This window comes from Hyphomicrobium sp. CS1GBMeth3 (genome assembly GCF_900117455.1).
Classification (GTDB): Bacteria; Pseudomonadota; Alphaproteobacteria; order Rhizobiales; family Hyphomicrobiaceae; genus Hyphomicrobium_C.
Genome location: NZ_FPHO01000002.1, coordinates 666,504 through 688,523 on the forward strand (window position 1 = coordinate 666,504; position 22,020 = coordinate 688,523).

Consider the following 22,020-nt stretch of genomic DNA (forward strand, 5'->3'; position numbering starts at 1 on the left):
GAACTCTAGGTCTGCGGCTTCTCGCCCTTTGCCTTCTTCTGCTTCGGGGCAGATTGCTGCTGCTTCTGCTCCTCCTTAGGGTCGACGTAGCGCGGGAACACGCCTTGCGGCTCGGGGATCGGCGTTCCCGGCACGAGGCGGCCAGCGGCGCCGAGCTTCGCGAACACGCGGCTCTCATCGTCACCCGGCAATATAAGATCGAGCAGCTTGCCGGCCAGCTCCGGCATCGCCGGCTGCGCCAAAATGCCGAACTGGCGCACGATCTCGGCCGTCACATAGAGGATCGTCTCCATGCGCTTGGGATCGGTCTTCTTCTTCGCCCACGGCTCCTCGGCCGCAAAGTAGCGGTTGGCGTCGGCGATGACGCTCCATACGGCGTCGAGGTAGCGCGTGACGGCCTGCTTATCCATCACCGCGCGCGCTTCGGCGTAGAGCGCATCCGTCGCGTCGAGGATCGTCTTGTCCTCGGCCGTGAACTCGCCGGGCTCCGGTATCTTGCCGTCGCAGTTCTTGTAGATCATCGACAGCGAGCGCTGAGCCAGGTTGCCGAGGTTGTTGGCGAGATCGGCGTTGATGCGGTTGGCCAAAGCCTCGGGCGAATAATTGCCGTCCTGACCGAACATCACCTCGCGCAAAAGGAAGTAGCGCAGCTGATCGCGTCCGTAGGCTTTGACAAGGTCGAACGGATCGACGACGTTGCCGACCGATTTCGATATCTTCTCGCCTTTGTTGTTCACGTGCCCGTGCGAAAAGATGCGCTTCGGCAGCGCGAGCCCGGCTGACATCAAGAAGGCCGGCCAATAGACGGCGTGGTGGCGAATGATGTCCTTGCCGATGAGGTGCACGTTGGCCGGCCAGAAATCGGCACGTTCGCCTTTCGGAGTGTTGAGGAGACCGGTTGCGGTGACATAGTTCGTCAGCGCGTCGACCCACACATACATGACGTGGCCGGGCGCGTTCGGAACCGGGATGCCCCAATCCAGCGTCGTGCGCGAGATCGAAAGGTCCTCGAGGCCGCTTTTGACGAAGCTTACAACCTCGTTCTTGCGCTCGGGCGGCAGGATGAAATCCGGGTCGGCCTCGTAGAGGGCGAGCAGCCGATCCTGATAAGCGGAAAGTCGAAAGAAGAACGTCTCCTCCTCCGTCCACTCGACGAGCGTGCCGTTCTCGGTCTCGTAGCGCTGGCCGTCGCGGACTTCCGTCTCGCTTTCCTTGTAGTAGGTCTCCTGGCGCGTCGAATACCAGCCGCCGTATTTCTTCGAGTAGATGTCGCCGGCCGCGTCCATGCGCCGCCAGATCTCGGCGCACGCCTCGTAGTGGCGCTGCTCTGTCGTGCGGATAAAATCGTCGTTCGAGATCCCAAGCGCCTCCACCATCTCAACGAAGCGGGCGGCGTTGCGGTCGGCGAGCGCGCGAGGGCTCAAGCCTTCCTGAGCGGCCGTCTGCTTCATCTTGAGCCCGTGCTCGTCGGTGCCGGTCAGGAAGAACACGTTCTTACCGTCGAGGCGCTCGAAGCGCGCGATGGCATCGGTGGCGATGGCCTCATAGGCATGCCCGATATGCGGCACGCCGTTAGGATAGGAGATGGCCGTGGTGATGTAGAATTTCGTTCGGTCGCTCATGTGACCTCGTGGACTATAAAATGACCAGGTTCAATCGCCGGATGCGCGTGGGGACAGATCCCATCACATTCGGACGGCGTCGATCGGCTCTCTCATCAACCGGGTCATTCTCGAGCGAGCTTCCGAAAAATAGTTCAGGTGCGGGATGCCGCCTCCAGCCGGGAGAAGACATCCAGGATCAAGGCCTTACGGTCCAGGTTCAGGGCCGCGGTCTCGGCCTTGTCCGCGGCCACTCTTTCCCACAAGCCGGCCCAGGTGGCAAGCCGCGCCGGCCCGATCAGCCGAGCCGCCACTGCCACGTCGCTGGGCTGCCCCTCGCCGCGGGCCTCGGCGGCAACGAGATGGGCGATGGCACCCGTCAACAGCTCGAAGAACAGCTCGTAGCGCTGGTCGGCCGCTTGGCCGGAGAGCTCGTCTCCGAGCGCGTGGACAGCTCCCCAGTCAACCGTTGGCAAGCCGTTCAAGATAGCGGAGATGCGGTCGTGCAGGGCCAGACCTTTGGCGGCATGCAATGACAGCAGCCGGCGCACGCTGCCCTCCGCGAGGTGCGCCAATCGCTCCCAGTCGGACGGGACTGGCGCGCCGCCGGCAACCTCGTCGCCGCTTTCTGCATAAGCCTGGGTCACCGCACGGCGTAGCGCCTCGTCGCCGAGCGGCGCCAGATCGAGCGTGCGCACGCGCGAGCGGATGGTGACCAGCAGGCGGCCCGGCGCGGACGTTACGAGCAGGAAGATGGTGCGCGGCGGCGGCTCCTCGAGCGATTTCAGGAGCGCGTTGGCGGCGTTGACATTCAGCTCCTCGGCGCGGTCGACGACGACGACACGCCATGCATTGTCGCCCGCCGTGCGGCCGAGAAAGGCTTTCAGGCGCCGCACCTCATCGACAGGGATCGTTGAGGGAAAACGCTTGGTCTTCGTGTCCCAGGCGCGGCGGATGACGAGCAGGCCAGGATGCGACAACGCGAGCACCTGGCGCGCGGCGCGCGCCTCGGGCGCGACGTCGAGCGTGTTGACGGCACGCTCGGAGGGATCGGCGAGGATATGGCGCGCCAAGCGATAGGCGAGCGTCGCCTTGCCGATGCCCTCAGGTCCAGCGATCAGCCAGCCGTGGTGCATGCGCCCCGATGCGAACGCTTCCCGTAGAGCGCGCTCAGCCTCCTCGTGGCCGTAAAGGTTGTGTGTCGCACGTGGATGCGGAAAGCCATCGAGGCGGTCGGCCTCGGGGAGCTCCTCGATTTCCTGCACTGCGGGCGCGCGGGCCATTGCGGTCAGCCCTCGGCGAGGAGGCGTGTCTCGACGGCGCGCCAGACCTCGTCGCCGATCTCGTCGGGCTTCTTCGTGCCGTCGATGACGAGGCAGCGTTGGGGTTCGGCGCGGGCGATGTCACGGAAGGCCTGGCGCAGCCGCTCGTGGTACTCGCCGTCCGCGGCGTCGAAGCGCGAAAGGGCACCGCGCGCTTCCGTGCGCCGTTGCCCCTCGCCGATCGGTATGTCGAGGATCAACGTCAGGTCGGGAAACGTCGGCGCGACGCTCCCGGCCTCGACGGCCTCGATCAGCGACTGCGGCACGCCGGCGAGCACGCCCTGATAGACGCGGGTCGAATCTGCAAAGCGGTCCGAGACCACCCACGTCCCGTGCTCGAGCGCCGGGCGAATGACTTTGGCCACGTGCTCGGCGCGTGCGGCGGCGAACAGGAGCAACTCAGTCACGGGGTCCGGCTCGGCTTGGAGCACCACGTCGCGAATGGCCTCGCCTAGCGCCGTGCCGCCCGGCTCGCGGGTGATGACAGTCTCGATGCCGGCGCCGCGCAGGCGCTCTGCGAGCAGCGCCACCTGCGTGGACTTGCCCGCGCCCTCGCCGCCTTCGAAGGTGATGAATTTTCCGCGCCTCATGGCGGCGGACACTAGAGGGAGATCGGGTGAGATGGAAGCGACCTGACGTTTCAGGCCTGCATAACGCCGCTAGCGGCTCAGCATGGCGCGCACGTCCGGCAGCACGCGCAGCCCGAGGTGCAGGAGCGAATCCACCCCCTGCCAATAGAACGTCGCTTCGTCGACGTCGTTCTCGGCGTAAAGCGGGGTCTCGCTGACGGCGATCGGCTCGTTGCTGCCCGGCGCCGTGCTGGTGACGCGGAACATGGCAATCTGGTCGCCCTTCTTGACAGGCGGCTTGATCGGACCTTCGTAGACGATCTCGCCGCGGATCTTCTGGTTCACGGGAAATTTCGGCAGGATGACCTCAAGGTCGCCATCTCCCGTGAGCGGGACGTAGAGGTCCTGGCCACCCCAGATGCGCGCGTATCCGACCGCCTCGCCGGCATCGAACAGCTTGGCGGTGGCAACGCTCTTGGCGCCCCACTGAAGCATGCGGCGCGTCTCGTTCTGGCGCTCCTTTTCGTTCTCGAAGCCCATGACGACGCCGATCAGCCGGCGCCCGTCGGCGATCGCCGACACCACCATGCCGTAGCCCGCTTCGCGCGTGTGGCCCGTCTTCATGCCGTCGACACCTATGTCGGCCGAAAGCAGCGGATTGCGGTTGTAGAACTTGTGCCGGCGATACTGGAATTCGCGCTGGCTGAAGACTTTGTACTGGTCGGGGTAGTTCTTGATGATGTGGCGGGCGAGCATCGCCAGCTCGCGCGCCGTCATCAAGTGCTCGGGGTGCGGCAAGCCGGTGGGGTTACGGAACGTCGACTTCTCGAGCCCGATGCTGCGCGCTTCCGCTTCCATAATCTTGGCGAATGCGTCGACCGAGCCCGCCATGCCCTCCGCTACCGTGATCGCTGCGTCGTTGCCCGACTGTACGGCGATGCCCTGGATCAGCTCGCTGACTGGCGTCTTGTTGTGGATCGGGATGAACATGGCGGCGGTGCCCGAAGGCGCGCCGCCCGTGCGCCAGGCGTGCTCGCTGGTCTGAAACTCGTCCTCGGGCTTCAGCTTGCCGTCCTTCAGCGCCTTGAACAGCACGGCGAGCGTCATCAGCTTGCTCATGCTCGCGGGCGACACAAGCTGGTCTGCAGCCTTCTGATAGATGATCGATCCCGAGTCGAAATCCATCAGGATGGCGTTGCGAGCCGTGGTCGAGAAGCCGCCCGACTGCTGCGCCACGGCGCGCCCGGCCCAGGCCGAGGCCAGGGCCAGCAGCACAGCGGCGACCGTCAGCGACCGTCTCATGGCGGAAATCCTCGCGCCGGAGGTAGGAAAAGCGTCGTTAACTATGGTACCGTCCCACAGCAAGTCAATGCCGGCCGTCCCTCTGGGTTCGGGACCTATTGCGGATCGCTGGAAGAGGACGTCCAGTCCTTGGCGTGCATGTGGATGGCGCCGTTCTCGAAGGCGCGTGCGTCGTAGAACGGCAGCATGCGCTCGAAGCTCACGGATACTGTCTTCGGCTCCTGGCTGCGCAGCCCGAGGGCCTCGATGCCGCCACCGCTCTCAGCCTGGGTGATCGTCAGCGTGAACTGGTAGGGGCCCACCTCGCGGATGATCTGATCCGGCTTCTCGCCGTCGCCGCGCGTGTAGAACAACACCGATTCCGTGCGGCTCGTGCGCCCGGCAAGCGGCAGCGGTGCAAAGCCCTGGTAGCTGCGGGTCCGTGTGCGCTCCATGGACCAGACGCCGAGCTCGGAGGCGTAGAAATGCTTGGTCTGGTTTGTGCGCGGATCGGTGACCGCCAGGTCTATGTGCAGCACCGTGCCCGTCTGCGCGCCCTCGTTCGAAAGCGTGACGGGTATCTGGATCATCTCGAAGTTGCTGTTGGTATAGGGCGCGGCGTACGAAACGACGCGCGGCACGTAAACCCGCAGCTCCGGACTTTTCAGCGACGTTTCCCACAGGCTGTAGCCCGAAAACAGAACCGCCACGGCTGACAGGAGCGTTGCGCCGAGACCGCCGTTTGAGACGTGGCGCGCCGTGTCGGTCGTAATATCGGCGGCGTCGCGGGTGACATCACCCGTCCTGAAAAGTTTCATTTTCCCTCCCCCAAGGCTGATCCGCACTGCGGCCAGGCCCTGCAAAAGGCCGTTCAATTCCGGCGAAGGTGTGGCTCACGGCTCTCTGGCCGGCGCAAGGGACTCCTCCACAGGGTGGGTAGGTTTCGGATCACCCTCTTGAGTAGGACGATTGGCTGCGCGTTCGGGGCGTTGCCCCCAAGCGGATTACTCACGTATCTTTCGCCCGGAAAATCAGAGCATTCCACCGATCGTTCCGCTCTCGCCCAGCGGAAAGAACAGAGTGGAAGCCACCCTCGGGGGAAACAAAATGAAAACCAACAAGGTCTTCTCGGCCGATGAAGCCATCGCGCGTATCGGCAACGGCGATGTCATCGCAACCACGGGTTTCGTCCAGAGCTGCATCCCGGAGATGCTGCACGCTGCACTCGAGAAGCGCTTCGTCGAGACCGGAAACCCACGTGACCTCACGCTCATCATGTGCGCCGGCGCGGGCGACAGTAAAGGGCTCGGCACCGGGCGCCTGCATCACGAGGGCCTTCTGAAGCGCGTAATCGCGGCCAACTTCGGCCGCATGCCGAAAGTCGCGGAAGCGGCGCAGAACAACAAGATCCAGGGCTACAACCTGCCCCAGGGCGTCATCTCGAAGCTTTACCGCAGCTGCGCTTCCGGCAGCCCGGGACTATTCACGAAAGTCGGACTGCACACCTACGTCGATCCGCGTCTCGGCGGCGGCAAGGTCAACACCGTGACCAAGGAAGACCTCGTCAAGCTGGTCGAGGTCGATGGCAAGGAGTGGCTGTTCTACAAGGCCACGCCGATCAACGTGGCATTGATCCGCGCCACGAGCGCCGATCCGCTCGGCAACCTCAGCATGGAAAAGGAAGCGCTGACGCTCGATTGCCTGGCGCAGGCGATGGCCGCCCACAACAATGGCGGTGTCGTCATTGCGCAGGTCGAGCGGCTTGTCGCGGACGGGTCGATCAAGCCGAAAGACGTCAAGGTGCCCGGCATTCTCGTCGATTGCGTGGTCGTCGCCGATCCGCCCGAGATGCATCGCATGAACTACGGCGTCGTCTATGATCCGGCGCTCGCGGGCGAAGTGCGTGTGACGGTCGACAGTCTGCCCTGCATGAAACTCGACGAGCGCAAGATCATCGCGCGCCGCGCAGCATTCGAGCTGCCGCCGAACGGCGTCATCAATCTCGGCGTGGGCGCGCCGGACGGCGTTGCCAACGTCGCCAACGAAGAGAAGGTCACACCCTACCTCGTGATGACGACGGAAGCCGGCGCCATCGGCGGCGTGCTGGCGGGCGGCTCGAGCTTCGGCTCCTCAGCGAACGCGCATTCGGTCATCGACCAGAATGAGATGTTCGACTTCTATCATGGCGGCGGCCTCGATCTCACCTGCCTCGGGATGGCGGAGTGCGACAGCCTCGGCAACGTCAACACCAGCAAGTTCGGCGGGAAGCTCAACGGCTGCGGCGGCTTCATCGACATTTCGCAGAACGCACGCGCGGTGGTGTTTGCAGGCACCTTTACGGCTGGCGGCCTCAAGGTTGCGGTCGAGGACGGCAAGCTCAAGATCGTCCAGGAAGGGCGCGCCAAGAAGTTCGTGAAGCAGGTGGAGCAGGTGACCTTCTCTGGCCAATACGCGGCGGAGAAGGGTCAGCCCGTCATCTACGTCACCGAGCGCTGTGTGTTCCAGCTCACCGACCACGGGCTCGAGCTGATCGAGGTGGCGCCCGGTATTGACATCGAGCGGGACATCCTTCCGCACATGGCGTTCAAACCGCACATCCACAGTCCGATCCAAATGAACCCGGCGCTGTTCCGCGACGCGCCCATGGGCCTGCTCGCGGATCTGTTGAACGAAGGACTCAGGGATCGCATCAGCTACGACGCAAAGCGCAACATTCTCTCGGTCAATCTCGAAGCCTGGAGCGTGCGCAAGAAGGCTGATGTCGTTGATCTGCAGAAGGCAATCTCTGAGGCCTGCATGGCTGCGGGAAAGCGCGTCAACGCCGTCGTCAATCAGAACGGCTGTCGGATCGCCGAAGACCTCTATGAGGCTTACGCCGACATGGTCGCGCACGTGAACAAAAACTACTACGCGAAGATGGCGCGCTACGCGACGAGTGCCCTCACGCGTCAGAAGCTGCAGGAGGCCCTGCGCCGCCGCGGGCTCGAGACGCGCGTCTACGAGAGCGCGGAGGACGCGCTCGCGGTGCTCGAGCAGGAACCGGCCTGATCGAATTTCCCAAATCCGGAGTTTCCGGATTTCCATCTGGCGAAACCGGCGGCGGTGTTGGGCTTCGGCCTCTCATCCCGCCGGTTTTTTTCTTCGGCTTACCCTATGCCAATGCGTGCTCACGGCCTGATCTGGTGCGCAACATTCGTCGTGCTCGACGCGGCGCAAGCGGTGCTGTTCGGCAGCTTCCTGCAACGTATGGACTCGCTTCTGCTCGGTCTCCTCGTCTTCGGGATGTCGTCGCTGGCGTGTCTCGCCTTCGTGGTTTGGCGCTCGGCGGACGAGGTGCGCGCCGCGCTCGCCGCGCCAAGGCTGCTCGCTCAGCTCAACATCTCGACGGCAACGGGATGGCTCGCCTACCTCGGCGCTCTCCAGCTCATCGAACCCGCGGTCGCCTTCACGATCTTCTCGGGTATCATTCCGGTGACGATCGTGGCGGCGCGCGTGTGGGGCGATGGAGCGGGAGCGCGGCTGCACGGCTGGGAGGCCCGCGGGCTTGCCATCCTGGTGCTGGGTCTCGTGGTACTTGCGGTGTCGACGCTTGCAGGATTTTCCGGCTTCGTACGCGGTGGCGGCGTGGTGGCGCTCGTGGGACTCTCGCTTGCGGCGTTTTCCGGCGTTGCCATGAGCTGGATGCTGCTCGTCAGCTTCAAGCTGAACAGGATCGGCGTCAGCCCCGCCGGCGTGTTCGCCGCCCGCTTCCCGCTTTATCTACTGCTTGCGGTCGCGGGCTATCTCGTGGGCCTCGACAACAAAGGACCGGTGGCCGCCGACGATATGATCGTGGCGGTCGCGCTCGGACTCGTCGTGCTGGCCTTTCCGATCTACGCCGTGCAACAGGCTGTCGCGCTCACCTCTGCGTTGACCGTTGGCGCGGCGACCGCCTTGATCCCCGTGGTCGTGCTCGCGTTGCAGATGCTCGAAGGCCGCGTCGCCTATTCCTCCGCTACGGCCATGGGTCTCGCGATCTACACCGTGGGGGCGGTCATCGCCGCGGCGGGGCGTGCGCGCACTGCTGCCTCTGCATCGGCCCACGCTCGTTAGCGGTCAGACGACGATCTCGTTGGGGGCGCTCTGATCGAGCACCTCCGCGAGGATCTCGAGCGCCTTCGCGAGCTCCGTACGGCTGTGGGCTGCACCGAGGGCCAAGCGGATCGCGTTCGGCGGCGGCTGATCCGTCGCGAAGGCGTCGCTCGTCACCACGGCCAAGCCGCGGCCCTGGAGTTGCGCGGCGAAGCGGGCCGCGGGCCACCGGCCCGGTAGCGGCAGCCAGACGTGATGGCCGGCCGGATGCGCGGCGTAAGCGTGCTTGGCGAGCGCCGCGTGAGCAATCGTCTGGCGCGCCGCAGCCTCTGTGCGGATCGCGTCAACTATGGCGTTCGCGGTACCGTCGCGCATCCAGCGGACGGCGATCGCCGTCATCAGCGGCGCCGGCATCTGCAGCGTTGCGCGCAAGAGGCCGCAGAGTCTTTCGGCGGCGGTCTGGTCGGGCGCGACGACGAGCGACATGCGCAAGCCCGGCGCGATGCATTTCGACAGGCTGGCCGCGAGATAGGTCCGTTCCGGGATCAGGCTCGAAACCGGCGGCAGGCCGGGCGCGAGAAACGTGTAAGGATCGTCCTCGATCAGCGTCAGTCCACGGCGACGCACGACCGTCGCCACGCGCTTGCGCCGCTCGGCGCTCATGGTGGCTGTCGTCGGATTGTGCATGGTCGGCATAAGGAACACGATGTTCGCGTCTCCGGCCCGTGCTGCTTTGTCGAGCGCGGCGGGCACGATGCCCTCGTCGTCCATCTCGACGCCGATCAAACGCACACCGACTGCCGCGGCGGCGGACTTGAAGCCGGGATAGGTGATCCGCTCGGTCAGCACGGTGCTGCCCGGCGCCGCGAGAGCCAACAGCAGAGCGAACAACGCCGACTGCGTGCCGGGCGTCACCAGAAGCCGCTGGGGCGCCACGTCGAGCGCGAGTTGCTCGTTGAGCCACGCGGCCGCGGCCTGCCGCTCGGTCGGCGTGCCGCCCGGCTGCTGATAGGTGAGATAGGCTGCGAGACCAGCGTCAGCACGCACATCGGACAGCGCCTTGGCCAGCCGGACGTCGAGGTCGGCCTGCTGCGGTTGCGGCGGCAGGTTCATGGACAGATCGATGCCGGGCGATGCCGTCGTGCGCGCGCCGATCGGGCGCCCTTTCACGAACGTGCCGCGCCCGACGGTCGCTTCTGTCAGTCCCTGGCGGTGGGCTTCCGCGTAGGCGCGCGTCACCGTCGTGAGGTCGACGCCAAGCGCGTGCGCCAGCATGCGATGCGTCGGGAGCATCTGGCCCCGATGCAGGCGACCGGCGGCGATGTCCTCGGCCAGGGCGCCGACAATGCGCAAATACAATGGCCCCTGGCGCTCATGAATTGTAGGTAGCCATTCCATACAAGTGGGTCACTTCGGCTATTGCGAAGCCATACAATCCAACTTATTCGTGTAGACATCAAGAGAGCAAACACACGGGAGGTCGCTATGAACGCCACAGAGCCAACCACGGGTGTCACCCTCCTCCGCGGCACGATGTGCCGCTGCCCCGCCTGCGGCGAGGGCGCTCTCTTCCGTAAGTTCCTCAAGGTCAGCGAGACGTGCGAGGCGTGCGGCGAGGAACTCTATCATCATCGCGCCGACGACATGCCGGCCTACATCGTGATGTCCATCGTCGGGCACATCGTCGTCGGGCTCGTGCTGTGGGTTGAATTCCAGTACGGATGGCCGACGTGGCTCCACCTGTCCATCTGGCTGCCGCTGACGCTGGGACTCACGCTCGCGCTACTGCAGCCGGTCAAAGGCTTCATCGTCGCGCTGCAGTGGTCGCTGCGCATGCACGGGTTCGCGACCAGCCGGCCCGCGCGTGTGGCGACCGTCGCCGTCCATCCCTAGCAGTCAATAACCTTCACCTTCTTGCCTGCCCTGCCCCGTCGGCGCGGGCGAAATGAAAGCACGCCTCTTTGAGCGTTTCATCGGACAGCCTGCCGCTGCGCCACGCGCTTCTTGCGCTCGCGGTGACGGCCGTCTGGGGCTCCAATTTTGTGGTCATTCACGTCGGCCTTGAGCATCTGCCGCCGTTGCTGTTCGCGGCGTTGCGGTTCTTGTTCTCGCTGCTGCCTGCCGTCTTGCTGCTGCCACGCCCGGCGGTGCCGTGGCGAAACCTCGCCGCCTACGGCATGCTTGTCGGCGCCGGGCAATTCGGCCTTCTCTACATCGCCATGAACGGGCATATCACGCCGGGGCTTGCCTCGCTCGTGGTGCAGACGCAGGTGTTCTTTACCATCGGGCTCGCGATGGTGCTCAGTGGGGAGCGCGTGCGCCCGTTCCAGATCGTGGCGCTTTTGATCACGCTCGGCGGTCTCGGCATCATTCTCGTGCATACCGACAGCCATACGACGCCATTCGGGCTAGCGCTCGTGCTGCTCGCTGCAGCGGCGTGGGCGGGCAGCAATATCGTCGTACGCGCGACGCCGGGCGTCGACATGCTGGCCTATGTCGTCTGGGCGAGCCTGTTCGCCATTCCGCCTTTGCTCGCCACATCTCTGATTCTCGAAGGCTGGCCCGCCATCCGCGACGGGCTGGCGGCGGCTGACGCGGCGACTTGGGGTGCTGTCGCCTGGCAGGCGCTCGGCAACACGATGTTCGGCTACGCGTCGTGGGGCTGGCTGCTGTCGCGCTATCCGGTGGCGGCGGTCGCGCCGATGGCGCTTCTGGTGCCGGTGTTCGGCATGGGCGCCTCGGCGCTGGCGCTCGGCGAGCCGCTCGATGACTGGAAGCTCGCCGCGGCCGGCCTCGTCATGACGGGGCTCGCGTTGAACCTGCTCTGGCCGAGGGTCAGCGCCCGCTTACGCGCGCGCACCGTTTAGGCGGTGCGCCGAGGGATTCGGCCAAGCGGCACCACTCGATCAACTCGGCGCTTCGGGTGAGCGCTCCACCTCTTCCTCGAGCTCCTTCGGCACCGTGAAGCCGCCCTCGGCGACCATGCGCGCGAACAGGCCACCGGCCTCGACCAGCTCTCCGAAGCGGCCGCGCTCGACAACACGGCCCTGGTCGAGCACCAGGATCTCGTCGGCGTCCGCCACGGTCGACAGACGATGTGCGATAATGAAGGTTGTACGTCCTGCGCGCAGGCGATCGAGCGCGCGCTTGATGCGAGCTTCCGTCTCGGCGTCGAGCGCGCTCGTTGCCTCGTCGAGCACGAGGATCGGTGCATCCTTCAGCATGGCGCGTGCGATGGCGATGCGTTGGCGCTCGCCGCCCGAAAGCGCCGCGCCGCGCTCGCCGATGACAGAGCCGTAGCCGTCCGGCTTTTTCATGATGAAATCGTGTGCCTCGGCGAGGCGGGCCGCAGCCTCGACCCCGGCGACAGTGGCATCGGGTTTTCCGATGGCGATATTGTCCGCGATCGAGCGGTTGAAGAGGCCCGCATCCTGGAACACGACCGAGATCTGGTGGCGAAGCGAAGCCAGCGTCACGTCCGCGATGTCATGGCCATCCACCAGAATGCGTCCGGCGTCGGGCGTGCGCAGGCGCATCAAAAGCGACAACGTCGTCGACTTTCCCGATCCCGTGGGTCCGACGAGCGCGACGGTCGTCCCGGCTCTGGCCGTCACCGCCAGGTCGTGCACGCCCTGCCCCGTTCCGGGCAAGCGGAAGCTCACGCCCTCGTAGCGCACCTCGCCTTTGACTGGCGGCAGCGGGTGCGCGTTAGCCTTCTCGATCGTGCCTTCCGGCTCGTCGATCAGCGCGAAATAGCTTGTCAGCGTCGGGGCGCTGCGGTGGAGGGCCGTGGCGAAGCCGGAGATCTGGTCGAGCTTGCCGATCAAGAGGTTTGCGAAGCCGACGAACGAGACGATCTCGCCGACCGTCATCTCGCCGCGGCCGGCCAGGAGCGCGCCCATGGCGAACACGGCAACCATAGTGCTTGTGGCCGCCGCCCGCTGCAGCACGGTAAGAAGGCCCCACCAGGTCAACACCGGATACTGCGCGGCCAGAAGGTCGCTCATCACGGCGCGCATGGCATCGGCCTCGGCCTTGAAACGCACAAAGCTCTGCACCACGGTCACGTTGCCGATCACGTCGCCGACGCGGCTGAACACGGCCGCGTTGTAACGCTCGACGCTCATCTGTCCGCTCATCGTCTTGCGCATGACGAACATGTTCATGATCACGTAGGCGACGGCCAGAAGTGCCAGGATCGCCGCCATGCGCATGTCCATGCCGAAGGCCGTCGGCACCAGCAGAATGATGCCCGCGACGGCCGTCACCTGCTCGCGCATGGCGCGCAGCCAGACGGAGAACAGCACGCCCGTTCCCTCAACGATCGAGCGGATGACGGCGCCCGAGCCGCGGTCGGCGTGGTAGCCCTGCGGCAAGATCATGGCGCGCTCGAAGGCCTCGGCCATGGCGGCGAGGCGACGGCGGTGGGCCAAGCGATCGGCGTAGACCGCGACGATGACGCTGGCCAGGATCCCAAACAGGCCGATCGCGGCCCAGAGTGCGATGGTGGGAAACGCCTCCTCGCCCCGCGACAGGGCGTCGACCACGCGGCCGAACAGGATCGGCTCGGCGAGCTGCACCAGGCTTATGGCAACAGAGGCAACGGCAAGCAGAATGGCGAGCGCGCGCTCTGCCGCGAGCATACCGAGCGCGCGCGTGTAAAGGCGAGTAAGGCTCATGGGCGTGCGGAGATCCCCGTGGCGCCCTCGTTCTCGGGCGTCCGGGTAGTCTAGTCCGATCTCGGCGCGGCGAGAATACGCTCCGCAGGGTGTGCCTGTCGGACGCGGAAGGCAAAGGATGCCGCCCTAGACAAAGATCGCCGCACGGATGGCCTCGACGCTGTACGGCTTGGTCACCATGCGCGCATTCGCCAAGTGCGGTGGAAACGCAAAATTGTCGCCATAGCCCGTCGTGAAGACGAACGGCACGCCAAGCTCGATGAGCCGTTCGGCGACCGGGAAGCTCTTTTCGCCGCCAAGGTTCACGTCGATGAGGCCGAACTGCGGCGTGGCCGCCGTGATCGCCGCGAGCGCGTGGGTCACATTATTCGCCGTCCGCACATTTGCAACCCCGAGCCCGCGCAAGATGTCCTCGAGATCAAGGGCAATGATGAAGTCGTCTTCCACAATCAGGATGTCGTGAGGAAGCGGGCTCTGGCTCATCGCCTCGTTCGTAATGTCAGACGTGATCATCAATAGCCTCTGGCCAGTGTTCAGCTTGAGGACGCACCCAATCAGAACGCACTTGCCCTGTCTGTGCACTTGTGCACACAAGAAGGGGAGGTCCCTAACATGTGAGGTATGCGTGACGATCGGAGATGAGATCTCCAATACGGATCTCGATGAGCGGTGCGACAGCAATCTTTTGCGGGCATTGCGACCGGCCGATTACGCGCTGATCGCGCCGCATCTCGAGTTTTCGACGCGACAATCGGGCGAACTCCTCTACAAACCGCGCGACGACGTGGCGACGGTGTACTTCCCGTGTGGGCCGAGCCTTGTGTCGTTTCTCGTGACCAACGAGGACGGCCACGATGTCGAAACGGTTCTTATCGGCCGTGAAGGCGCGGTCGGCGGCATCGTCAGCTCGGGGCATCTGCCGGCTTACTGCCGCATCGTCGTGAAGTTCGGCGGGCCGTTCGCCATTCTCCCGATCGAGATGCTCGAAGCCGCGAAGCGCCAATCGCCGTCGTTGCGCGGGCTATTCGCTCGCTATGCCGACTGTGTGCTGGCTCAGATCCTCCAATCCACGGCGTGCAACGCTATCCACTCCATCGAGCAGCGTACTGCCAAGTGGATCATCTCGGCGATGGAGCGCACGGGCGATTCCATCGTGCCGCTCACGCACGAGGAGCTGGCCTCGATGCTCGGGGTCGGGCGCAGCTATGCAAGCCGCGTCGTGCAGACATTCAAGACCGACGGCATCCTGGATACGCGGCGCGGCGCCCTTGTCATTCAGGACCGCGCCGCGCTCGAGGCGCGCTCGTGCGCCTGCAATGAAAGCGTCAAGGAGCACTTCGACGAGGTGCTCCGCGGGGTGTATCCTGAAGATTTCCGCTCTTAGCGGGCGGGCGTGCGACGCGGCTTTGCCGTCAATCCCGATCCGGTGCGCCGGGCGGGAAGTTCTTGCGGTATGGACGCGCTTCCTCGGCACAGCGGGCGAATGACGGGCGCGCCAGCAGGCGTGCGCGGTAGGCTTTCAGCGTTGGAAACCGCATGCCGATCTCATGCGCCCAATCGGCGTAGAATAATGACGGGGCGGCCGAGCAATCAGCCAAGCTGAACGTGTCTCCGGCGGCCCATTCGCGCTTGGCGAGCTTGCCGTCGAGCCAGCCGTAGGCGGTGTCCAGCATCTCGCGCGCCTGCTTGACGCCATAGGCATCGCGCTCTGTCGGCGGGCGCAGGTGGTCGAGCACGATCTTCTGCATCGGTGTCATGACGTAGTTGTCGAAGATGCGAACCATGGTGCGTGCTTCGAGGGCCGTGTCGGCGTCTGCGGGGACGAGCTTCTGCTCTGCCGTGTGGCGCCGGTCCAGGTATTCGATGATGCTGCTGGACTCCAGCACGGTTCGGCTTCCATCGACGAGAACCGGCATGCGTTTCAACGGCCAGAGTTTTGCCCACTCGGCGCCCGTTGCAGGGTCGTCGGGCCCGAGCAACCGGTAGGTAAAGGGCGTCGCGGTTTCGTAGAGCGCGATCAGTACCTTCTGGCAGTAGGAGGAAAAGGGATGGGCGTAGAGTTGCATCGGCCGGCCTCCGTGCTGCTTGCTAGCTTCCTCTCCAAGACGGCTGGGCGGCACCAGATCCGACATAGGACACCGCGCATCTTACCGAAGCTGCGGCCTGTAAAAATACGGCGTGCGATCCGCGAGGATGGCACGCCGCTGTCAACTGTTGCTGCTGGGTTCCTACCGCTCGAAGCGCTTGAACTTGATGCGGTGCGGCTCGACGGCAGCATCGCCGAGGCGGCGCTTCTTATCCTCCTCGTAGGCCTCGAAGTTGCCTTCGAACCATTCGACGTGGCTGTCGCCCTCGAAGGCGAGGATGTGGGTCGCAAGGCGATCTAGGAAGAAGCGATCGTGCGAGATGACCACGGCGCATCCGGGGAAGTCCTCGAGTGCGGCTTCGAGGGCGCCCAGCGTCTCGGTGTCGAGGTCGTTAGTCGGCTCGTCGAGCAGCAACAGGTTGCCGCCCTCCTTCAACATCTTGGCGAGGTGTACGCGATTGCGCTCGCCTCCCGAGAGGAGCCCAACCTTCTTCTGCTGATCCGCGCCCTTGAAGTTGAACCAGCCACAGTAGGCGCGGGACGACATCTCGCGCTTGTCGCCGAACTTCATGATATCGAGGCCGCCCGAGATTTCCTCCCAGACGGTCTTCTTGTCGTCGAGGTGATCGCGGCTCTGGTCTACGTAGGCGAGCTTCACGGTTGGACCAAGCTTGATCGAGCCCTCATCCGGCTGCTCGGCGCCGGTCAGCATCTTGAACAGCGTCGTCTTGCCGGCGCCGTTGGGACCGATGACGCCGACGATGCCGCCGGGCGGCAGCTGGAAGGACAGATCGTCGATCAGCAGGCGGTCGCCGAATGCCTTCTGCAGCCCTTCGGCCTCGATGACCATATCGCCGAGGCGCGGGCCCGGTGCGATCTGGAACGAGGCCTTGCCCACCTCCTCGCGCCCGGCCTGCTCCACGAGCTTGTCGTAGGCCGCGATACGCGCCTTCGATTTGGCCTGACGAGCTTTCGGCGAAGACCGTATCCACTCCAACTCGCGAGTCATCTGCTTCTGGCGGCTTTCCTCGGCCGCCTTCTCGCTTTCGGCACGCTTGGCCTTCTGCTCGAGCCAGCTCGAGTAGTTGCCTTTCCACGGTACCCCCTGCCCGCGGTCAAGCTCGAGCGTCCAGTCGGTCAGATTGTCGAGGAAGTAGCGGTCGTGGGTCACGAGGATGACACAGCCCGCATAATCCTTCAGGTAGCGCTCGAGCCAAGCGACGCTTTCGGCGTCGAGGTGGTTGGTCGGCTCGTCGAGCAGCAGGATGTCGGGTTTCGACAGCAGGAGGCGCGTCAAGGCCACGCGCCGCTTCTCACCGCCAGACAGCTTCGTGACGTCCGCATCGCCCGACGGACAACGCAGCGCGTCGAGTGCCTGCTCGACCTGGGTGTCGAGATCCCACAGGCCCAGCGCGTCGATCTGGTCCTGTAGTGCCGTCATCTCGTCGGCGGTCTCCTCCGAGTAGTTGGCGGCGATCTCATTGAACCGATCGAGGATGGCCTTTTTCTCCGCCACGCCGTCCATGGCGTTGCCGAGAACGTCCTTATCGGGGTCAAGCTCCGGCTCCTGGGGCAGGTAGCCGACCTTGATGCCATCGGCGGGCTTCGCTTCGCCCAAGAAATCGTCGACGGTGCCGGACATGATCTTGAGCAGCGTCGACTTACCGGCGCCGTTCAAGCCTACGACGCCGATCTTGGCGCCGGGCAGGAACGACAGCGAGATATCCTTCAAGACCTGCTTGCCGCCGGGGTAGGTCTTGGAGACCTTGTGCATGTGGTAGACGTACTGGTGGGCTGCGGCCATTCGGGGCGCCTCTTTCGTGATTTGGTTTCGGGAGTTGCCGGGGTTTTAGCTGATCGCCCGGGCAATCTCAATCGTCGGCGCCTGCGCCTTAACGATGCGTCAGGCAAGGGGGCCATTGCCCTTTGCGGAGCGGCACGCCACTTTTCCGGCCGGCCCCTTTCCGTGAGGTTTTCCAATGTCACGTGCCAATGCCCCCGCGGCGAAAGCCTTCTGCGCAATCAGCGGCGGGGAGTTCCCGCGGCGCCAGCTCATCAACCTCGAGACGATCCGCCCGAGCCTCGCCGAGCGCATCCGACGCGACCATCCGGACCTGCCACCCGACGCCCTTATTTCCCGGCAGGAGCTGCGGCGGTTCCGCTCGCTCTATGTGGAAGAAATGCTGCGCGACGAGAGCGGCGAGATCAGCGATCTCGAACGGCGCGTTGCGCAGAGCCTCGAGAGCAACGAGCCGCTGGCCGAGAATGTGGAGGCCGCTTTCGATGAGCGGCGGTCGTTCGGTGAGATCGTCTCCGATCACCTCGCGGGTTTCGGAGGGAGCTGGCTCTTCATCCTGAGCTTCCTCGCCCTGCTCGGCATCTGGATGGCGTACAATGCGGCCAAGGGCACGGGCGCGGCGTTCGATCCCTATCCATTCATTCTGCTCAACCTCGTGCTGTCGTGCCTCGCGGCCTTGCAGGCGCCGATCATCATGATGAGCCAGAAGCGGCAGGAGTCAAAAGACCGCCTGCGCTCGCTCAACGACTACCAGGTGAACCTCAAAGCGGAACTCGAGATCCGGCATCTGCACGAGAAGCTCGATCACCTGATCAACAAGCAGTGGCAGCGGCTCGCCGAGATCCAGCAGCTCCAGCTCGAAATCATGCAGGACAGAAGGAGATAGGCAGGGTCGCTACACGTTCGATACGCCGGTGAAAAAGTAGCGGCCGAGGCCGATAGTGAAGACCAGCCAGCCCCACAGCGTGTGCTCGATGAAGACGGCCCAGAACGAGCGCGTCATGGCATAGCGCGCCGCAAGGATCAGGCCGCCCAGCGTGGTCGCAGCGACGGCGAAGGGCGAGTTCATGACGATGTGGGCGTAGCCGAACAACAGCCCGTTGACGATCACGATCAGCCACGCGTGATTGCCGAACAGCGGGCCGTAGCGGTGGAAGAAGAACGAGCGATAGAGCAGTTCCTGCGCGGCGACCGAGAATAGCGGGTAGGCCAACATGATACGCGTGTAGGTATCCGGCCGGTTGGTCGGAAACTCCAGGAACCACGACGGGTGATAGCTCTTGATCCACCACGTCGCCGCTCCGCCGATGATCAAAAAGATAAGCGCGATGGAAAGCGCATTGCGCCAGCCAAGCCCGCGGCGGAGTTCGTCCCGCAGGCGGAAGGTCGGATCGATCAGCAGCAGAAATGCTGCGATGCCGAGCACGGGCAGCAAGACGACGAAGACCGGGATCTTCGTCCCTGGCGGGATGTACTCGGACAGCAGCGGAATGCGCTCGCCGTGCACGAGCCAGCTCATGATGACCGGCGCCAGCCCGAACAACAGCGCCATCTCAATCACGAGCCACAGGGCAAGCAGGAGCGAAGGCTTGCGCACCAGCGGCACCGTGCCGCCGGCGCGCAGCGTGCGCTGTTCTCTCGGGATGTCCGTCTCGGTCAAGGTTGTCATAGGGTCAGGTGAGGCCAGGAAGGAGACGTTTGCGGCGCTGCCAGCGCAGCTCGATTTCTCGGGCGATCGTATCGGCTGCGTAAAGCGGCGTGTAGCTCCACGTGCCGATGCTCTCGAAGCGGTCAGGCGCCTCGCGCGTGATGCCTTTGGCGCGCAGCGCGACATGAAAGGCCGTGAACTTTTCGGCGCCGCCCTGGGGCTCGAAGACGTAGATCGGCTTGCCTGTCGTTGCGGCCTCGCCGGCCATGTTGACGCTGTCGGCGGTGACGAGGAACAGGTCGGCGGTGGCGACGAACTGAGGATAGGGGTTCGGGCCCTCGCCCATCCAGAGGATGGCGCCGGTGCCTCGGATGGCCTCTTGCAGCGCAACCACAAGCTCGGGCGGCGTGCGGCGCGAGGTCGTGATCATCAGGCCGGCGCCGAGCGCAACAAGCGATTGCACGCAGTCCATCAGCCGCGCGATGACGTGCGGAGGATACTGATAACGGTCGTTTGGGCCGCCAACGAGCACAGCGATGCGCGGCGTGGGCAGAGCCGTGATGGCCGGATCGGGGTCGGCGCGGATCTCCGCAAGGCGCGTCGGCGAGAGGGGATGCGGCGCCGTGAGCGTCGTCACGACATTGGTGCCGCGGCGCGCATCGTGCTCGGGAACCCAGAACAGGTCCGCCGTGCCCGGCCCCGTCTTCGGATCCATGAGGATCACGGTGTATGTCGCGAGGCCCGCCTTTCGCTTCAGCGCACGAATGTAGGGCGTCGTCGTGCGGCCTGCGGCCAATGCGATCGCGGGCCACGGCGGGGCAAACGGCGTGCCCGGGGCGCCAAAGCGCTCACCCGGCGCCACCGGCCCCCACGGCGCCAGCGCTTTCCAGATCCCCGTCGGCGCAACGCGTTTCCATTCCACAGCGAGGCCCAGCGTCTCGGCCACGCCCCGGCACATGGCCTCGTGGCCGGCCTTGCCGTCGCTGATGATCCACGCGCGTGCGCCGGCGAGTAGGCCGTGCCGGCCGCTTCCCTCCCCGTCTGCCGCCTCTGGTGACGTATCCATGTCTCAACCTGCCTTGCCGCGGAGCTCCCTGTCGAGGCACTATTCAATCGCGCCGCAGGCAATAGACCGTGATTCCGTGGTATGATTTCTTTTCATTTATTGCGCGCTTCGGAGCAAGGGCTCCGCAGCCTCGTTGAGACATCCCGATGGCCCTCCGACTTGACGCAACCGACCGGCGCATCCTCCGCGAGCTGATGGCAGACGGAGCGTTGACCAACGTGGCGCTCGCCCAGCGCGTCGGGCTCTCTGCGCCGCCCTGCCTTCGGCGCGTGCGCGCGCTCGAGGATGCCGGCGTCATCGAGGGCTACACGGCGCTCGTCGACGAGCGGGCCCTCGGCTACGAGCTGACCGCGTTCGCGCTCGTCGGCCTGCACAATCAGGCGGAACCCGATCTCAACGCGTTCGAGAACCTTGTGCTCGGCTGGCCCATGGTGCGCGAAGCCTACATGCTCTCGGGCGAAGCCGACTACATCCTGAAATGCGTGGCGCCCGACCTGCCCTCGTTCCAGGAGTTCCTGCTCAAGGAGCTGACGGCTGCACCCAACGTCGCGAGTGTGAAGACCAACCTCGCCATCCGGCGCGCCAAGCGTGCGCCCGGCGTGCCGCTACCGGTGTCGGACGAGGACTAAGTCAGGTCAGCTTGCGCTTGTTGTAGAGATCAGGAAACAAGCGAGCCCAAAGCGCGGTGATGGCGAGCGTGCCGGCACCGCCGATAACGACCGCGGGCACGGCTCCGATCAAAGCGGCCATGGTGCCGGCGCGGAATTCACCGACCTCGTTCGAAGCGCCGATGAACACGCTGTTGACCGCCGTCACGCGCCCGCGCAATTCGTCGGGTGTGGCGAGCTGGATCAGGGAGGCGCGAACGTTGACGCTCACCATGTCAGCCGCGCCCATGATGAACAATGCCGGCAGCGAGATCCAGAGCGTCGTCGAGAGGCCGAAGACGAGGATCGCGAGGCCATAGACCGCGACGCCCGCGAACATCACCTTGCCGGCGTGATCCGGGATCGGGTGGCGGACGAGCCAGACCACCATGCACAGGGCGCCGATGCCCGCGGCCGATCGCAGGAAACCGAGCCCCCACGGGCCAACCTCGAGGATGTCGCGCGCAAACACGGGCAGCAGCGCCGTCGCACCACCGAGCAGCACGGCGAACATGTCGAGTGAGATGGCGCCCAGTACCACGGGGTTCGAGCGGATGTAACTGAAGCCCGCCAGCATGGTCTCGATCGAGCGCGGCTCAGAACTCGTTTTCTGCGGCGGCTTCGGGATCAGGATCGTCATAACCGCAGCGATGACGAACATAGCGAATGCCACGGCATACGGCACGAGCGATGAGATGCCGTACAGCAGGCCGCCGATGGCCGGGCCGATGGTGAAGGACGCCTGCATGGCCGACGTATTCCACGCCACGGCATTTGCAAAGGACTCGCGCGGCACAAGGTTCGCGAACAGCGACTGCATGGCCGGCGTCATGAAGGCGCGCGCGACGCCGAACAGCGTCAGGATCACGAAGACGGGCCAGACCACGCCGTGCTCCTGAACGCGGCCCGCGTGCAGGATCCAGAACGCTGCGAGCGCGGCCACGCATAGGGCTTCGAGCACGATGCTGATCGCCATGACGGCGCGGCGATTGTAGCGATCCGCAACGGTGCCCGTGACGAGGACGAAGACGATGGCAGGCGCGAACTGTACGAGCCCCACGAGGCCGAGGAGGAAAGCGTTCTGCGTCTCGTCATAGATCTGCCAGCCGACGGCGACGGAGACGATCTGTGTCGCGAACCCATTGAAGAACCGCGCCAGCCAATAGAGCTGGAAAGCCCTGAACGTGAATGCCGACGGCGGCGGGGGGACTGCTGACGAAACGCTGGTGTCCACGAAGGGGACCTCTTGATT

20 protein-coding genes are annotated in these 22,020 nt (G+C 65.0%); 7 read left to right on the plus strand and 13 right to left on the minus strand.

Annotated elements, in window-relative coordinates:
- Nucleotides 1-5: 5 nt before the first annotated feature.
- The 5 genes from metG to CS1GBM3_RS03215 form a co-directional block, all read right to left on the minus strand.
- Nucleotides 6-1,622, minus strand: coding sequence for a methionine--tRNA ligase (gene metG / locus CS1GBM3_RS03195; RefSeq protein ID WP_072391301.1), 1,617 nt, complete (start codon nucleotides 1,620-1,622; stop codon nucleotides 6-8).
- 134 nt (nucleotides 1,623-1,756) lie between these two features.
- Nucleotides 1,757-2,884, minus strand: coding sequence for a DNA polymerase III subunit delta' (locus CS1GBM3_RS03200; RefSeq protein ID WP_083567000.1), 1,128 nt, complete (start codon nucleotides 2,882-2,884; stop codon nucleotides 1,757-1,759).
- 5 nt (nucleotides 2,885-2,889) lie between these two features.
- Nucleotides 2,890-3,513: a dTMP kinase gene (gene tmk / locus CS1GBM3_RS03205; protein WP_072391304.1), complete on the minus strand. Its 624-nt coding sequence runs from the start codon at nucleotides 3,511-3,513 to the stop codon at nucleotides 2,890-2,892.
- Between the two features lie 69 nt (nucleotides 3,514-3,582).
- Complete coding sequence (locus CS1GBM3_RS03210) at nucleotides 3,583-4,794, minus strand: D-alanyl-D-alanine carboxypeptidase family protein (RefSeq protein WP_072391307.1); 1,212 nt, start codon at nucleotides 4,792-4,794, stop codon at nucleotides 3,583-3,585.
- A 95-nt stretch (nucleotides 4,795-4,889) separates the two neighbouring features.
- Nucleotides 4,890-5,591 (minus strand): hypothetical protein, encoded by a 702-nt coding sequence (locus CS1GBM3_RS03215; protein WP_072391310.1) that lies wholly within the window; start codon nucleotides 5,589-5,591, stop codon nucleotides 4,890-4,892.
- A gap of 289 nt (nucleotides 5,592-5,880) precedes the next feature.
- Between CS1GBM3_RS03215 and CS1GBM3_RS03220 the strand changes: the two genes are divergently transcribed.
- Entirely contained in the window at nucleotides 5,881-7,821 is a 1,941-nt protein-coding gene (locus CS1GBM3_RS03220) for an acyl CoA:acetate/3-ketoacid CoA transferase (protein ID WP_072391313.1), read from the plus strand.
- 111 nt (nucleotides 7,822-7,932) lie between these two features.
- Nucleotides 7,933-8,865 (plus strand): hypothetical protein, encoded by a 933-nt coding sequence (locus CS1GBM3_RS03225; protein ID WP_083567001.1) that lies wholly within the window; start codon nucleotides 7,933-7,935, stop codon nucleotides 8,863-8,865.
- Between the two features lie 3 nt (nucleotides 8,866-8,868).
- On the opposite strand, the gene CS1GBM3_RS03230 is transcribed toward CS1GBM3_RS03225, so the two are convergent.
- Nucleotides 8,869-10,203 carry an aminotransferase-like domain-containing protein gene (locus tag CS1GBM3_RS03230; RefSeq protein WP_244534538.1) on the minus strand — a complete coding sequence of 445 codons (1,335 nt, stop codon included), beginning with the start codon at nucleotides 10,201-10,203 and terminating at the stop codon, nucleotides 8,869-8,871.
- A gap of 60 nt (nucleotides 10,204-10,263) precedes the next feature.
- On the opposite strand from CS1GBM3_RS03230, the gene CS1GBM3_RS03235 reads away from it, so the two are divergent.
- Nucleotides 10,264-10,737: a DUF983 domain-containing protein gene (locus CS1GBM3_RS03235; RefSeq protein ID WP_348533596.1), complete on the plus strand. Its 474-nt coding sequence runs from the start codon at nucleotides 10,264-10,266 to the stop codon at nucleotides 10,735-10,737.
- Between the two features lie 68 nt (nucleotides 10,738-10,805).
- On the plus strand, nucleotides 10,806-11,711 hold the full coding sequence (locus tag CS1GBM3_RS03240; protein ID WP_072391322.1) for an EamA family transporter: 906 nt from the start codon (nucleotides 10,806-10,808) through the stop codon (nucleotides 11,709-11,711).
- Between the two features lie 39 nt (nucleotides 11,712-11,750).
- Here CS1GBM3_RS03240 and CS1GBM3_RS03245 read toward each other — a convergent pair whose 3' ends face one another.
- Nucleotides 11,751-13,523 (minus strand): glucan ABC transporter ATP-binding protein/ permease, encoded by a 1,773-nt coding sequence (locus CS1GBM3_RS03245; RefSeq protein WP_072391325.1) that lies wholly within the window; start codon nucleotides 13,521-13,523, stop codon nucleotides 11,751-11,753.
- 126 nt (nucleotides 13,524-13,649) lie between these two features.
- The gene (locus CS1GBM3_RS03250; RefSeq protein ID WP_072391328.1) at nucleotides 13,650-14,036 is read right to left on the minus strand and encodes a response regulator; all 387 of its coding nucleotides are present in this window, start codon (nucleotides 14,034-14,036) and stop codon (nucleotides 13,650-13,652) included.
- Nucleotides 14,037-14,154: 118 nt separating this feature from the next.
- On the opposite strand from CS1GBM3_RS03250, the gene CS1GBM3_RS03255 reads away from it, so the two are divergent.
- Nucleotides 14,155-14,907, plus strand: coding sequence for a Crp/Fnr family transcriptional regulator (locus CS1GBM3_RS03255; RefSeq protein WP_072393564.1), 753 nt, complete (start codon nucleotides 14,155-14,157; stop codon nucleotides 14,905-14,907).
- 28 nt (nucleotides 14,908-14,935) lie between these two features.
- Here CS1GBM3_RS03255 and CS1GBM3_RS03260 read toward each other — a convergent pair whose 3' ends face one another.
- Both CS1GBM3_RS03260 and ettA read right to left on the minus strand, forming a co-directional pair.
- Complete coding sequence (locus CS1GBM3_RS03260) at nucleotides 14,936-15,589, minus strand: glutathione S-transferase family protein (RefSeq protein ID WP_072391331.1); 654 nt, start codon at nucleotides 15,587-15,589, stop codon at nucleotides 14,936-14,938.
- A 162-nt stretch (nucleotides 15,590-15,751) separates the two neighbouring features.
- A complete protein-coding gene (gene ettA, locus CS1GBM3_RS03265) occupies nucleotides 15,752-17,413 on the minus strand; it encodes an energy-dependent translational throttle protein EttA (RefSeq protein ID WP_072391333.1) in 1,662 nt (553 codons plus the stop codon).
- A 175-nt stretch (nucleotides 17,414-17,588) separates the two neighbouring features.
- Between ettA and CS1GBM3_RS03270 the strand changes: the two genes are divergently transcribed.
- Entirely contained in the window at nucleotides 17,589-18,293 is a 705-nt protein-coding gene (locus tag CS1GBM3_RS03270; RefSeq protein WP_072391336.1) for a DUF1003 domain-containing protein, read from the plus strand.
- A 9-nt stretch (nucleotides 18,294-18,302) separates the two neighbouring features.
- Here the strand turns inward: CS1GBM3_RS03270 and CS1GBM3_RS03275 are convergent, their stop codons facing one another.
- Together CS1GBM3_RS03275 and CS1GBM3_RS03280 are read right to left on the minus strand one after the other, a co-directional pair.
- Nucleotides 18,303-19,076, minus strand: coding sequence for a CPBP family intramembrane glutamic endopeptidase (locus tag CS1GBM3_RS03275; protein ID WP_072391339.1), 774 nt, complete (start codon nucleotides 19,074-19,076; stop codon nucleotides 18,303-18,305).
- Between the two features lie 4 nt (nucleotides 19,077-19,080).
- A complete protein-coding gene (locus CS1GBM3_RS03280; RefSeq protein WP_072391342.1) occupies nucleotides 19,081-20,121 on the minus strand; it encodes a mitochondrial fission ELM1 family protein in 1,041 nt (346 codons plus the stop codon).
- 146 nt (nucleotides 20,122-20,267) lie between these two features.
- On the opposite strand from CS1GBM3_RS03280, the gene CS1GBM3_RS03285 reads away from it, so the two are divergent.
- Nucleotides 20,268-20,750, plus strand: coding sequence for an Lrp/AsnC family transcriptional regulator (locus CS1GBM3_RS03285; protein WP_072391345.1), 483 nt, complete (start codon nucleotides 20,268-20,270; stop codon nucleotides 20,748-20,750).
- Between the two features lies 1 nt (nucleotide 20,751).
- Here the strand turns inward: CS1GBM3_RS03285 and CS1GBM3_RS03290 are convergent, their stop codons facing one another.
- The gene (locus CS1GBM3_RS03290; protein ID WP_072391348.1) at nucleotides 20,752-22,002 is read right to left on the minus strand and encodes an MFS transporter; all 1,251 of its coding nucleotides are present in this window, start codon (nucleotides 22,000-22,002) and stop codon (nucleotides 20,752-20,754) included.
- Nucleotides 22,003-22,020 lie beyond the last annotated feature (18 nt).